Below are 13,672 nucleotides of genomic sequence, written 5' to 3' on the forward strand. Positions count from 1 at the left end.
TTTAGGACGCGGCCCCGCGGTGAATCGAACGGTGAACCCCGATCGGATCTTCGAGGCGTTCCCCGCGCCGAGCTATCGCGGGGCCCAGGAGCAGGCCCTCCGTGACATCCGCGACGCCTTCGCTGCGGGCAACGACGTCGTGCTCGTCCGTGCGCCGACGGGAAGCGGCAAGTCCCTGCTCGCGCGGTCGATCGCGGGCTGTGCCCGGACGATCGACGAGGCCGACCCGAGCGAGGCCTCGGGGGCCTACTACACGACCCCGCAAGTGTCGCAACTCGACGACGTCGCGGCCGACGAACTGCTCGCCGATCTGAACGTCATCCGCGGGAAGTCCAACTACACCTGCATCCTGCCGGACGAACGCGACACGCCGGTCAACCAGGCCCCCTGCGTCCGCGAGCGCGGCTACGACTGTTCGGTCAAGCACCGCTGTCCGTACTTCTCCGATCGCGCGATCGCCTCTAATCGGGAAATAGCGGCGATGACGCTCGCCTATTTCATGCAGACCGCGGGCAGCGAGGTCTTTCGCAAGCGCGACGTCGTGGTCGTCGACGAGGCTCACGGGCTCGCCGAGTGGGCGGAGATGTACGCGACCATCCAGCTGGGGCCCCGAACGGTGCCCTTCTGGGACGAGTTGCGCGTCCCCGCGGTCGACAGCGTCGATCGGGCCGCCCGCTACGCGGAGGCGCTCGCCCAGCAGTGCGAGCGCCGGAAGGACGACCTCCTCGCCAGCGAGTCGCTGACGCCCGCAGAGGTGCGCGAACGCGATCGGTTGCAGGAACTCGTCGGGGAACTCGACTGGTTCGTCTCGGACTACCGCGACCCGGGGAGCCCGACGACGTGGCTGGTCGACCAGTCCGAATCCGGCTCCGACGACGCCGGCGACGACGGTGACGAACCGAAGGGCGGCCCGCTGACGATCAAGCCGATGAACCCCGAGAAGTACCTCCAGCACACGGTCTGGGACCGCGGGAACAGGTTCGCGCTGCTGTCGGCGACGATTCTCAACAAGGAGGCGTTCTGCCGACAGGTCGGCCTCGATCCCGCGGTCGTCGCGCTCGTCGACGTCCCGCACACGTTCCCCGTCGAGAACCGCCCGCTGTACGACGTCACGCAGGGGAAGATGACCTACGAGCACCGGTCGGAGACGACGCCGAAGATCGCCCGCACGATCGTCCGGATCATGCAGGCCCATCCCGACGAGAAGGGGCTGGTCCACGCCCACTCCTACGACATCCAGGAGCGACTCGCCGACCTCCTCGCCGATTTCGGCGTCGGCGATCGGGTCCGGACCCACAGCCGGGAGGACCGCGACGCCGACCTCGAGGCGTGGAAGGCGGCCGACGACCCCGACGTCTTCCTCTCGGTCAAGATGGAGGAGGCGCTGGACCTCAAGGGAGACTTCTGCCGTTGGCAGGTGCTGTGCAAGGCTCCGTTCCTCAACACGAGCGACTCCCGGGTGGCCCACCGACTCGAGGAGGGCCAGTGGGCGTGGTACTTCCGGACCGCGCTGCGGACCGTGATCCAGGGTTGTGGCCGGGTCGTTCGCGCGCCGGACGATCACGGCGCGACGTACCTCGCGGACGCGAGTCTGCTCGATCTGTTCGATCGCGCCCGGTCGGACATGCCGGACTGGTTCGCCGCGCAGGTCGATCGGATGGACGAACCGGAACTGCCGGCGTTCGAGCCGCAGGCTGCACTCGCGGACGAATCGACGTCGGGGGTGTCCACGGGCCGGGACCGGACCGATCGCGACACCGCGCCGTCGCGGGGTCGATCCGGACGAACGTCACGTTCGAGCCCGCTCGCCGACGTCTGGAACACGGACGAATAGCAGCCGAAACGCGGCGGATCGGAACTGGTTCCGAGTACTGGCATGACCTCGAATTCGATCCACCGACCGAGACAGCACTCGGCGAAAGGAACGCGCGGATAAACTATCTATCTCTCGAAACGTGTTACACAGTGTGAAACACGTTGCATTCTACAGGACATCTTGTTGCGTACCGTCGGACGTCTTGCACGGCGAGTCGCTGACGCCCGCAGCGGTGTCGGCCACGCGTCCTCGTTCGGAGTTCGGGGCGCGTCGTCCCGCCTCGCCGTCGCCGGTGTCGACGCCGCTCGATCGGCTCACTCACCTCGAACCGGGCCGTCGATCGCTACCGAGTCGATCCGGCGCGCGTTCGTCTTCCGCCACCGGTAGCGACAGGTCGCCCACTCCCGGAGTCGGGGGTTCGTACTCTCGACGGCGACGACCAGGTGGCCGCTGTCGTCGCAGGCACCGAGAAACACCGTCTCCCCGACGAGCGCGAGTCCCATCGACGGGGACTCCTCGGTGACGTACAGTTCGTAGCGGTCGAGCGAGAGCGACTGCCGGAACCGATCGGCGTAGCGCTCCGTCGCGACCTCGAACGTCGATTCGCCGAGCACGAGCGTCGTCGACGTCCCGGAGCGGATGATCGGCGCGTGGATCGTCAGGAACTGGCGATTGATGACGGGCGAGATGCCACGGAGTCTATCGCCGTTCCCCACCGCGGCCGCGAGCCGATCGGCGTACCACTCGATCGGCCGGTGTGGGTTCGTTTCGGTCGCGACCGCCAGTTCGGCCGTCCGAAACCAGTCGACCTCGAGTTCGGCGGCGCCGACGTCGACTCGGGAGAGAAACGGCTCGACCCGTTCGAGCGTCCTGAATCGTCTCCGTGTGCGCTGGTAGGATTCGAGGGCCAGTTCGCCGGTCGTGGTGGCCACGTAGCCGCCGTCGACGCGGGCCACCCAACCGCGATCGGTTAGCTCGCCCAGTGTTCGGTGGACCGTCGTCCGGGAGACGTCGGCGAACGAGACGAGGTCGGCGGGCTGGGCGGGACCGTCGGTCAGTCGATCGAGAACGTCGACGCGGGCGGGCGACCCCGAGAGATAACCGATCCCCCGGTCCTGCTCGTCGGTCATATACGTTCTCGCTCACTCGCGGCACAGTAAACAGTTTTGTCCGACGAACGGGGGTACTAATTGAACGGGAGCGAGAAACGGCGCGATCGTTGCCGAGACCGGTCAGAACAGTGACATTGCGCCCCAGGCGACCATCGAGGTCACCATGAGAACGGCGAACAGCAGCGCGATGATCTGGTTCTTGTCCATACTCGGACGAATTCGTCCCGAAGTCATGAATTTGACGACCGCCGCACGGTCGCGTCGCGACCGGCACCCCTTCTCGGCGACGATCCGAAGCGGTCGTTCCGGTGACTACCCGAACCGGGCGTCGACGACGACGTGATCCACGCCGGCGCTGTGACTCTTGACCCGGCGGCGATCGAGCACCGTGAGGTCCCGGTCGGCGTCCTCGGCCGCCCGTTCGAGTCGCTCGATCGGCCGGTCCCAGAGCCGCGGTTCGGGCGTCGCCTCGTGGTAGTGGACGACGCCGCCCGGGCGGAGTGCGGCGAGGGCGTCGTCGAGGAACGTGTAGGCCTCGTCGTCGCGCGCGCGGTCGTCCCGTTCGTCCCGATCGCGGTCCTCCTCGTCGGGCGCGTCGGCCGCGCTCCCGTAGTACCCCATCACGACCCGATCGACCGCGAGGTCGCCGGCGAGGTCCCGGCAGTCGGTCATGTAGGCATCGACCCGATCGGCCACGTCGTTGAGCATCGCGTTCTCGACGAGATAGCGGAACGCGGTCGGATTACGTTCCGTCGCCGTCACCCGCGCGCCGGCGCGGGCCATCGGGAGCGTGAAGTAGCCGATGCCGGCGAACATGTCGAAGACGTGCTCGTCCGCCGCGACGAGGTCACCCATTCGCGCCCGTTCGGCCTGGTTGCCCGGCGAGAACATCACCGTCGCGGGGTCGAGGCCGTACCGGGTGCCGTGTTCGACGTGGACGGTCTCGGTGTCCCGCTCGCCCGCGACGTGGCGGGTCCGGGGCTCGCGGTAGGTGCCCGCCGCGCCGTCGTTCGCGATCCCCTCGTCGGCCAGCACGCTGTCGGCCTCGCCGTGCAGTTCGAGCAGCGCCTCGCCGAGGTCCTCTTCGTCGGGACAGTCCTCGGGCACCGTCACGAGAACGACGGAGCCGACGACGGCCCACGAACCCGGCGCGGCCCCGATCTCGGCCTCGCTCCAGCCTCGATCGGCGAGCAGGTCCGCCAGGTCCCGCGTCCGGGGCTCGGGATCGACCTGTCGGACGACCTCAAGTACCTGCGTCTCCGTCGGCGGCTCCGTTACCGGGAGCGCGATCCGATCGGGTCCACCCTCGCGATCCCCGCGCTCACGGGTCGCTTTGTTCTCCGTCTGCTCACGGGCCCCTTGCTCCCGTTCGCACGGTTCGCGGGACCAGAGGTCCCGCGCTATTCGCGTATCCGAGGGCTTCGCTCCGCTCACCCCTCTCACCCGCCGCGAGTCGTCGTAGACGCCCTCGTCGCGCAGCGACTCGATCGCGGTCTCCGTCCGCGATTTCTCGACGATCGCGGCCAGCGGGGCGGCGTCCGGGCCGGGGAGCGACGGTTCGAGCGACTCGCTCGCGTCGGGGTCCTCAGTCATCGCTCTCGCCGTTCGCGTATGGATCGTACCGTTCCGATTCGTCGGCGTCGTCGCCCGTGTCCGGATCGGGATCGGGGAGGATGTGGAGGCCGGCACGGCTCTTCAGCACGGGAACCGTCTCGGCGTCGGGATCGAAGTAGTTGGGTCGGGAGACGGTCTCCGCCCGGTAGGTATCGGGGTCGAGGACCTGGACTGCGTGTTCGTCCTCGACGGTGACGACCGTCGTCTCGACGGCGTCGTCGCGCTCGCCGAGTTTCCGCGCGTCGGGGGCCGCGCCCTCCTCGTAGTCGGCTTCGTACCGATCGCCGGTCGTCACCCGGATCCCCTTGAGGTTCCCGTGGGCGCTCCGGACGAGGACGGGGCCGCCCTCGTCGTCGGCGAGGTCGATCACGTCGCCGGGGGTGTACGGCGGCAGGCGGACGGCGAAGGTCACCCGGTAAACCTCGTTGCCGTCCTCGTCCTCCGTGACGAGAGTCTCCGCGTCGTTCACGGTGCCGCCGAACTCCTCGACCATCTTGTTCGCGATCTTCTTCCCGATCTTGTTGGTCGAGACCTTGATGTTCAGCCCGTCGTCGACCTCGCCCATCTCGGTGACGAAGGCGTTCCGATCGCCGGTGGCCTCCATGTCGGCGACGACAGCGTTCGCGATCTCTTTCGCCCGGTCCATCTCCTCGCTCGTCGGCGTCCGATCGTCGGCGCGGATCTGGACGATGCTGGCGTAGTAGTCGCCGGCGATCCGGCCGCACCGGGTGCAGGTCTGGCGGGCGATCCTGACCGGGACCGTCACCTGCTCTTCGACCGGCGTCCCCCGCACGACCCCGGTGAAGTAGGCGTGCATCCGAATCGTGTTCTCGTCGACCTGTTCGGGTTCGACCTGCCAGGCGACGTCGTCGACGTCGACGTGGACGCCGAGCGACTCGCTGACCTCCTCGATCGCGATGTCGGTGTAATCCTCCGCGCCGACGTCCACCCACCGGTTCCCGCGGTAGACCGCGCCACACTGGGCACAGACCCGGACGTCGATCCGGTCCGGCGCGTCCACGAAGTCGAAGTCCTCGAAGTAGCACTCGTCGCAGAGTTCGACCTCGGTGCCGGGACGGAGCGGATCGGTAGCGTGCCCGCCGGCACGTTCGGCCTCGGGATCGCCGTCCGCGTCGCTGGCCGATCGATCGGGCACCGGGTCCCCACACCGGGGACAGAACGCACGCGACTCGCTCATTATCCCCGATTGGTGGCTGACGGAGTTAAACGGCCCGCTCTCGCCGTCGGGTGGCCGATCGCGATCGACTGGAGCACCTCGAGGGGGCGACGATCGATCAATAATTCTCACTCTCTGATAACTCTACACGAAACGAGGGGGTCGGATGTCGCCGATAGCCGCGTCAGACGGCGGTCTGACGGGACGAATCGAGACGTGTCAGACGAGGTTACGTAACGGGGTCTCCACGTGAAACGAAGGGGTTCGTCGCGTCGATCGGCGATCGGTCCCGTGACCGAGACGTCCGCTTCGACTCCATCGACCGATCGCGTCCGCGGGGCACACGACAGGGTACTTATTTCTCCGGAGCACCTACGAGTCGATATGGATTGGCAGCCCGACTGGGGTCTTCGCGCGCGGATGTTCCTAACGATGTTTCTGCTGTTCGCGCTGTACATCGTGTTCGCGGGCGTGATCGCCGCGTACCTGGGGGGGAGTATCGTCATCTTCGCCGTGCTGTTCGGTGGGATGTCGGTGGTGCAGTACTACTTCAGCGACACGCTCACCCTCCGGAGCATGGGCGCGAAAGAGGTCTCCCGCGATGAGTACCCGCAACTGCACGCCTCGATCGACCGACTCTCACAGCAGGCCGACCTCCCGAAACCGTCGGTGGCCGTCGTCGACTCGAAGGTACCGAACGCGTTCGCGACCGGCCGGAACCAGAAGAACGCCGCCGTCGCCGTGACGACCGGCCTCCTGCGGACCCTCGACAGCGACGAACTCGACGGGGTCCTCGCCCACGAACTCGCCCACGTCAAGAACAGGGACATGATGGTGATGACGTTCGCTTCCCTGCTCGCGACGATCGCGTTCATGGTCGTCCGCTGGGGCGCGTTCTTCGGTGGCGGTCGCAACAGACAGCAGGGCGGGGTCGTCGTCGCGATCGTCGTCTCGCTGCTGGTCTGGATCGTGAGCTACGTCCTGATGCGGGCGCTCTCGCGCTACCGCGAGTTCGCCGCCGATCGGGGCGCGGCGACGATCACCGGCAAGCCGTCGGCGCTCGCGTCGGCGCTCCTCAAGATCTCCGGCGAGGTCGACAAGGTCCCGGACGAGGACTTGCGCGAGGAGGCCGAGATGAACGCCTTCTTCATCATCCCGATCAAGTCCGGCATCGTCGGTCGCCTCTTCAGCACGCACCCGTCGACGGAACGCCGCATCGAACGGCTCCGGGATCTCGAACGGGAGATGGAGGCGTTCTGAATCGACCGCCGATCCCGACGTCCGACGATCGAATTGCCGGCGACCGTCGTCACTCCGGGGGGATGCCGTACGGCCGGGGTCGTCGCGGAGGTCGCTTCCCCACGTAGAACGCGAAGACGACGATCCCGCCGATAACGGGCAGGAGAAAGAACCCGACGACGAACCCGACGGCCCACATATCCGCGGTATCCATGGCTCGCGCTCTCGCGTCGCGATAGATCAACGCCGCTCCGAGGAGCGCGAGCACCGCGGCGACGGGGAATCCGACGTCGATGCTGATGCCGACCATACCGGACGTTCAGACGACACTGTGATACCGTTTCCGGAGGACGACGGCCGGCCGGATCGACCCGGCCGAACGATCCGCTCCCGATCGGTCCTGCCGTCGGCCACTCGAACGGAGTTCGTTCCCGTGCAGACGAATAGAACCCTTTGAAAGGATCGCCCCCGTTGCCCCACGTATGGGACTGCTCGACGGACTCCGTGCCGTCCTCGGGTTGCGCGCCGAGGCCGACGCGAAACGGGACGCCGACCCCGACGACCTCTTCGGGATGAGTACCGCCTACCTCACGATGGAAGCCGATCTCGGCTACGAGTCGCTCGACGTCGGGGCGCTGTGTTTCTCCGGCGTCGATTCGAGTAGCTTCCGTGACGCCGTCGACGAGGTCGAGGCTATCCTCGAGGCCGGCCAGGAGGAGACCGGAACGGAGTTCTCGGTCTCCGCGGACGACCACGGCTACCACTGGGTCGTCCTCCGGGACGAGGATCCGGAGGATCTCGTCACGAGTCTGCACTTCGCCGCGGACACGTTCATCGAGCACGGCTACGGATCGCGCCTGCTCGCGGCCGTCTTCGCCTACGAGAAAGGCGATGCCGCGATGCGGCATCGAGACGGGGGTAGCGCGGAACGGAGTTCCGCGGACCGTTCGAGCGGACAACGTCCGCGAGAAGACGGCGAAGCCGCCGACGGGAACGGTCGCGTCTACTGGATCTACTCCTTCCGCCGCGGCCGGTTCTACCCCTTCGCGCCCCGCTCCGGCCGCGAGCGCGACTCGAGCGCGGAGTTCAAACTCGAGGCGGCGCTGGACGGCGAACTCGAGATCGAACGCGAGAAGGAGTACTGGTACCCGCTGTGGCCGAGTCAGGGCGGCCGCCACCCCTGGGAGTGAGCGCGGCGATCGGCACGCCAGTCCGCTTCCGTCACATTCGCGACCGTCCGTCGACCGACCGGCCTCCGATCGACCGATCCCAAACTGTGTTGGAGACACTGGTATGTCCGTCTCCCCGTTACGGAGGAGTACGGCAGGACGGCCCCACGCCACATCATCCCCCCACACCCATCACACAACTGCGCCATACACCAGTTGTCCCGTCCTGCCTGTACCCCCTACCCGTTCCGTGGACTCACGACCCACCAGCGGCGAGTCCGTCGGCCGGTTCGGACCCGACTGACCTCGCCGTTCGGAGATCCGCGCGTCGCGTCCGCGTCTCCTCCGCGCGATTCTTCGCGAACGGGGATCGACTTTCAGTGGCTACTATAGGGTCGCGTTCGGTACGCCTCACCAGTGACAGAGTGGAACCAGTTTAAGGGTGATCGCGCGAACGCGGGCGTCCGACGCGACCTCGAGGGACCGTACCGGGTCGAGGAGGCCTGGACCGCCGACCTCTCCGGCCCGGTCCGATCGTCGCCGGTTCTCGATCGCGATACGGTCTACGTCGGCACGAGTTACGGCAACCTGTTCGCGTTCGACCGGGAGACGGGCCGCCGGCGCTGGGTGTTCGAGACCGCGTCTGCGATCGACGCGACGCCGATCGTTACCGACGACGTTGTCTACTGTGGGACGGCCGACGGCACGATTCACGCGCTCGATCCCGGCACCGGCGACGAGGTCTGGGAGACCGCGCTCGCCGGCGACCTCACGACCTCGCCGTCGCTGTCCGACGGCCGACTCTTCGCTGGTCACGCCGACGCGCCGGGGCTATCGGCGATCGACGCCGACACGGGTGACGTGCTCTGGAGCCACGAGACGGAGGGGTCGGTGGTCGGCTGTCCGGCGATCGACGACGATCGGGTCTACGTCGGGACGAGCGAGGCGACGGTGTACGGCCTCGCGGTCGACACCGGCGAGGTCGAGTGGGACGTGCCGGCCGACGGTGCGATCACCGACGGCCCGACCCTCGCCGACGGGAGAGCGTACGTCGGCGACGACGACGGCACGCTACTCGCGCTGGACGTCGAGACCGGCCAGTCGTGGTTCACCTACGAGATCCGGGACGCGTTCACCTCGTCGGCGACGGTACTGCCCGAGGTCGAGACCACCTTCGTCGGCGCGGCCGACGGCTACCTCCACGTCACCGACACCACCTTCGGCCGGCGCAAGGTCCGGGGCTGGCTGTTCTCGAAGCAGGGAGTCGCCCTCGACGGCGACGTTCGCTCGAGTCCGGTCGTCGCCGGCGACGTCTGTCTCGTCGGCGATTCGTCGGGGTCGCTCTACGGCATCGACGTCACGGAATTCGACGTGCTCTGGCACTTCGGGGCCGACGGCGCGATCACGAGCACGCCCGCGATCGCCGCGGAGCGCCTCTACGTCGGCAGCGACGACGAACGGCTCTACTGTCTCGAGTGGGACTCCGACGAGCCGATGCCCTGAGACGCGATCGGCGATCGGGTCCGCTCGCCCACCGTTCGATCACCGAGCCGCGTCTCCGATCGTCTCCGGTCGATGCGTCCCGCTGCCTGCCCCCACTTTCACTTTCACTCCCCTGTTAACGAGGGTTTATGGGGGGTCCGGCACAACGCGTTGGTATGGCAGACGCAGACCTCGAGACGCTCCCCGGCGTCGGACCGGCAACCGCAGACAAACTCCACGACGCAGGCTTCGACTCCTTCCAGAGCCTCGCCGTCGCCTCGCCCTCCGAACTGTCGAACACGGCCGACGTCGGCGAGTCCACCGCGGCGGACATCGTCAACGCCGCCCGCGACGCCGCCGACGTCGGCGGCTTCGAGACCGGCTCTACGGTACTGGAGCGACGAAACGAGATCGGGAAACTGAGCTGGCACATCGACGAGGTCGACGACCTCCTCGGCGGCGGGATCGAGACCCAGTCGATCACCGAAGTCTACGGCGAGTTCGGCTCCGGCAAGTCCCAGGTCACCCACCAGATGGCCGTCAACGTCCAGCTTCCCAAGGAGGTCGGCGGCCTCCACGGCAGCGCGATGTTCATCGACAGCGAGGACACGTTCCGCCCCGAACGGATCGACGACATGGTCCGCGGGCTGCCGGACGAGGCCATCGAGGCCGCCCTCGAGGACCGCGAGATCGAGGGCTCGCCCGGCGACGAGGACGCACTGGAGGCGCTCGTCGAGGACATGCTCGAGAAGATTCACGTGGCGAAGGCGTTCAACTCCAACCACCAGATGCTGCTCGCGGAGAAGGCCAAGGAACTCGCGGGCGAACACGAGGACGGCGAGTACCCGATTCGGCTGCTCTGTGTCGACTCGCTGACCGCCCACTTCCGCGCGGAGTACGTCGGCCGTGGCGAACTCGCCGATCGCCAGCAGAAACTCAACAAGCACCTCCACGACCTCGACAAGGTCGGCAACCTCTACAACACCGCCGTCATCGTCACGAACCAGGTCGCCTCGAACCCCGACTCGTTCTTCGGCGACCCGACCCAGCCGATCGGTGGCAACATCCTGGGCCACAAGTCGACGTTCCGGATCTACCTCCGCAAGTCCAAGGGCGACAAGCGGATCGTCCGCCTCGTCGACGCCCCGAACCTCGCCGACGGCGAGGCCGTCATGCGCGTCCAGGACGAAGGCCTGAAGCCCGAGTAGCGTCCGCAGAATTCAGTTTCGCGGTCAGTCGCTCCGCGGCTCGATCGAAACGTCGATCGAGTCGGCGCACGTGACGGTAACGTCGTAGCCGCAGTAGCCGAACTCGACGCGTCCGCCGCGGCGCTGCCGTCGATCGTGGTCGGTCGGTGCGAACACCTCTTCGAGTGCCTCGGGATCGATCACGTCCCACAGCGGCGGCAACGCGAGGACGTCGACGCCCTTCGCGTCCGCGACCGCGGCGACGATCGCGTCGGTGATCGGCTCCCGCTGTCTGCTCCCTTTCGACGTGCCGGTGATAATCATCGAACTCCGTATGCGACAGAGTGGCAAAAACTTATCTCCGAACGGCGGTGTGTCGTCGGGAACCGGGGACGTCCCATCAGTCTTCGGTCGTCGTCTTCTCGACGTCGAGTTCGCCGCGGTAGATCTCCGCGCCGTCCTGTGCGACCTTCTCCGCGAGGACCGCGCACTTGACGCGCATCGGCGAGATGTCGACACCGAGCATCTCGATGACGTCGTCCCGGTCCATCGCGAGCAGTTCGTCGATCGTCTTCCCGGCGAGGTTACCCGAGAGCATGCTCGCGGAGGCCTGGCTGATCGCACAGCCGTCGCCGGAGAAGGCCACCCGCTCGATCGTCTCCCCGTCCTCGTCGAGGCGGACGTCCATGCGAATCTCGTCGCCACACATCGGATTCTCGCCGATGTGAGTGAAGGTTGGATCCTCGAGTTCCCCGTAGTTCCGGGGATTCTTGTAGTGGTCGAGGATCTGCTGTCTGTACATATCGGATCCCAGTCCCATCGTTGGATACGGGTAGGCCAGTGAGTTGTAAAAGGGTTCCGGGGCCCCGTACGGCGACGGTATCGAAGTCGGTCCGATCGCCGACTACCGCTCGCCCGCCGTCTCCGCGTCGAACTGGTCGACGAACTCGCGAACGAACGCCGCACGATCGGCCGCGATCTCGCGTCCGACGTCGGTGTACATCCGCGCCGGCAGGTCGAGGATCTTCTTGTGCAGGTGGTTGTACTGGCTCCGTCCGTCGGGGGACCCGTCGTCGGCGGGCGGGATCGACGGATCGTGAATCGGCAAGCCCAATTCACCGCCGTAGGCGAACACGCGGGCGATCCCGACCGCGCCGAGGGCGTCGAGGTTGTCCGCGTCGGTGAGGAGTTTCGCCTCGATCGTCTCGGGTTCGACGGCGTTCGAGTACCGGTGGGCCCGGATGCAGTGTTGAACCGCGTCGATCGTCGCCTCGTCGGCACCCTCGTCTCGCAGAATTTCGCCCCCTTTCCGGGCACCCCAGACCGCGTGGTCGTCGATCTCGCCGCGATCCTCACGCGATCGACCGACGTCGTGGAGGGCGACGGCGAGGTACAGGACGGTCTCGTCGACCGGGGTCGGGTGCCGATCGACGAGGGTCTCGGCGAGCGCGTCGACGCGCTGGACGTGGTGCCAGTCGTGGGCCGGCGGGGCAGCGTCGAAGTAGCGGCGGGCGCGATCGCGAACGGCGTCGAGCATGCGGCGTTCGTCGCACGGACACGGTAAAAAAGCCTCGTTCGCCGGCGGAAACCGAGGTCGATCGCGTTCGTCCGGTTCACCAATAGCTATACGGTCCCTCGACAACCGTGCTCGCATGCGAGTTATCGACTCGGACCGGCTCGTTACCGGTCGGGACGAGCGACCGATCGAGGACGGACGCGTCGTGCTCGACGACGACGGAACGATCGCGGCCGTCGGCACCCGGGAGGACGTCGACGCCCCGGACGACGCCGAGATCGAGGCGTACGCCGCGACCGTTCCGGGACTCGTCGACGCGCACCTGCACCTCCAGGGAGTTCGCGAGATGGATCCGATGACGTGGATCACGGAATCGTCGGAACTGGGGACCGCGCGGGCGACGGCGGACCTCCGGTCGCTCCTCGAGGCGGGGTTCACGACGGTCCGGGACGTCGGGTCGACGACGGGCCTCGGGCTCCGCGGAGCCGTCGCAGAGGGGACGATTCCGGGGCCGCGGATCTTCACGAGCGGCCGGACGATCAGCCAGACCGCGGGCCACGGCGACGATCACTTCCTCCCCTACGAGTGGGTATCGGAGGGTGGTGGTGCGATATCGACCCTGGCGGACGGCCCCGACGAGTGTCGCAAGGAAGCCCGCAAACGGATCCGAAACGGCGTCGACGTGCTCAAGATCATGACCACCGGGGGCGTGCTCAGCGAGAAGGACGCCCCGGACCAGAGCCAGTTCACCGACGCCGAGGTGCGGGCGCTCGTCGAGGAGGCCCACCGGGTCGGAATTCCGGTGGCATCCCACGCGCAGGGTGCCCCCGGAATCAAGACCGCCCTCCGAAACGGCGTCGACACGATCGAGCACGGCTTCTACCTCGACGAGGAGTGTCTCGACCTGTTCCACGAGACGGACGCCGTCTTCGTCCCGACGCTCGCGATCATGCACCGACTCGTCGAAAACGGTGCGGACCACGGCGTTCCCGAGTACGGCCTCGAGAAGGCTCGAAAGGCCCGCGAGGCGCACTTCGAGTCCGTCGAACGCGCCTACGAGGCCGGGATCCCGATCGCGACCGGGACGGACTTCCTCGGCCCCGAACTCATTCCGCACGGCGAGAACGCGCTCGAACTGGAACTGCTCGTCGAGGCGGTCGGCATGGACGAACACGAGGTGCTCCAGTCGGCGACCCGCGTCGCTTCCCGGACGATTCCCGCCGATGACGTCGGTACGCTCGAAGCGGGGAACCGGGCCGACCTCCTCGCGCTCGGGCGCGATCCGATCGCGGATATCACTGCGGTTCGTGACGTGGAGGCGGTCTACAAGGGGGGAGAACTCGTTTCCGTGTGACTTTGC

14 protein-coding genes are annotated in these 13,672 nt (G+C 67.3%); 6 read left to right on the top strand and 8 right to left on the bottom strand.

Features of this window, described 5'->3' with window-relative positions; translation table 11 throughout:
* Positions 1 to 31: 31 nt before the first annotated feature.
* Positions 32 to 1,834 carry a helicase C-terminal domain-containing protein gene (locus MUG98_RS21945; RefSeq protein WP_265109547.1) on the top strand — a complete coding sequence of 601 codons (1,803 nt, stop codon included), beginning with the start codon at positions 32 to 34 and terminating at the stop codon, positions 1,832 to 1,834.
* Between the two features lie 150 nt (positions 1,835 to 1,984).
* Here the strand turns inward: MUG98_RS21945 and MUG98_RS21950 are convergent, their stop codons facing one another.
* From MUG98_RS21950 to MUG98_RS21965, 4 genes are all read right to left on the bottom strand, one after another.
* Positions 1,985 to 2,134 (bottom strand): hypothetical protein, encoded by a 150-nt coding sequence (locus MUG98_RS21950; protein ID WP_265109548.1) that lies wholly within the window; start codon positions 2,132 to 2,134, stop codon positions 1,985 to 1,987.
* Positions 2,131 to 2,946, bottom strand: a complete 816-nt coding sequence (locus MUG98_RS21955; protein WP_265109549.1) for a helix-turn-helix transcriptional regulator — start codon at positions 2,944 to 2,946, stop codon at positions 2,131 to 2,133. Before MUG98_RS21955 ends, MUG98_RS21950 begins: the two co-directional genes overlap by 4 nt.
* 294 nt (positions 2,947 to 3,240) lie before the next feature.
* A complete protein-coding gene (locus tag MUG98_RS21960) occupies positions 3,241 to 4,521 on the bottom strand; it encodes a class I SAM-dependent methyltransferase (RefSeq protein WP_265109550.1) in 1,281 nt (426 codons plus the stop codon).
* Complete coding sequence (locus MUG98_RS21965) at positions 4,514 to 5,740, bottom strand: 60S ribosomal export protein NMD3 (protein ID WP_265109551.1); 1,227 nt, start codon at positions 5,738 to 5,740, stop codon at positions 4,514 to 4,516. Before MUG98_RS21965 ends, MUG98_RS21960 begins: the two co-directional genes overlap by 8 nt.
* Before the next feature lie 363 nt (positions 5,741 to 6,103).
* Here MUG98_RS21965 and htpX point away from each other — a divergent pair, with 363 nt between their 5' ends.
* Positions 6,104 to 6,979, top strand: coding sequence for a zinc metalloprotease HtpX (gene htpX / locus MUG98_RS21970; RefSeq protein WP_265109552.1), 876 nt, complete (start codon positions 6,104 to 6,106; stop codon positions 6,977 to 6,979).
* Between the two features lie 49 nt (positions 6,980 to 7,028).
* Here htpX and MUG98_RS21975 read toward each other — a convergent pair whose 3' ends face one another.
* Positions 7,029 to 7,268: a hypothetical protein gene (locus MUG98_RS21975; protein ID WP_265109553.1), complete on the bottom strand. Its 240-nt coding sequence runs from the start codon at positions 7,266 to 7,268 to the stop codon at positions 7,029 to 7,031.
* A 172-nt stretch (positions 7,269 to 7,440) separates the two neighbouring features.
* Here MUG98_RS21975 and pspAB point away from each other — a divergent pair, with 172 nt between their 5' ends.
* The 3 genes from pspAB (at position 7,441) to radA (ending at position 10,817) form a co-directional block, all read left to right on the top strand.
* A complete protein-coding gene (pspAB, locus tag MUG98_RS21980) occupies positions 7,441 to 8,148 on the top strand; it encodes a PspA-associated protein PspAB (RefSeq protein ID WP_265109554.1) in 708 nt (235 codons plus the stop codon).
* 396 nt (positions 8,149 to 8,544) lie between these two features.
* Positions 8,545 to 9,630: an outer membrane protein assembly factor BamB family protein gene (locus MUG98_RS21985; protein ID WP_265109555.1), complete on the top strand. Its 1,086-nt coding sequence runs from the start codon at positions 8,545 to 8,547 to the stop codon at positions 9,628 to 9,630.
* Positions 9,631 to 9,785: 155 nt separating this feature from the next.
* On the top strand, positions 9,786 to 10,817 hold the full coding sequence (gene radA, locus MUG98_RS21990) for a DNA repair and recombination protein RadA (protein ID WP_265109556.1): 1,032 nt from the start codon (positions 9,786 to 9,788) through the stop codon (positions 10,815 to 10,817).
* 24 nt (positions 10,818 to 10,841) lie between these two features.
* Here radA and ddfA read toward each other — a convergent pair whose 3' ends face one another.
* The 3 genes from ddfA to MUG98_RS22005 form a co-directional block, all read right to left on the bottom strand.
* Complete coding sequence (ddfA, locus tag MUG98_RS21995; protein ID WP_265109557.1) at positions 10,842 to 11,120, bottom strand: DdfA family disk-determining factor; 279 nt, start codon at positions 11,118 to 11,120, stop codon at positions 10,842 to 10,844.
* Positions 11,121 to 11,196: 76 nt separating this feature from the next.
* Positions 11,197 to 11,616, bottom strand: a complete 420-nt coding sequence (sufU, locus tag MUG98_RS22000) for a Fe-S cluster assembly sulfur transfer protein SufU (protein ID WP_265109558.1) — start codon at positions 11,614 to 11,616, stop codon at positions 11,197 to 11,199.
* Positions 11,617 to 11,700: 84 nt separating this feature from the next.
* Positions 11,701 to 12,333 (bottom strand): HD domain-containing protein, encoded by a 633-nt coding sequence (locus tag MUG98_RS22005; RefSeq protein ID WP_265109559.1) that lies wholly within the window; start codon positions 12,331 to 12,333, stop codon positions 11,701 to 11,703.
* 115 nt (positions 12,334 to 12,448) lie between these two features.
* On the opposite strand from MUG98_RS22005, the gene MUG98_RS22010 reads away from it, so the two are divergent.
* Positions 12,449 to 13,666: a metal-dependent hydrolase family protein gene (locus tag MUG98_RS22010; protein WP_265109560.1), complete on the top strand. Its 1,218-nt coding sequence runs from the start codon at positions 12,449 to 12,451 to the stop codon at positions 13,664 to 13,666.
* The last annotated feature ends 6 nt before the right edge of the window (positions 13,667 to 13,672 follow it).

Origin of the sequence: Halosolutus halophilus, from assembly GCF_022869805.1 — an archaeon.
Classification (GTDB): Archaea; Halobacteriota; Halobacteria; order Halobacteriales; family Natrialbaceae; genus Halosolutus; species Halosolutus halophilus.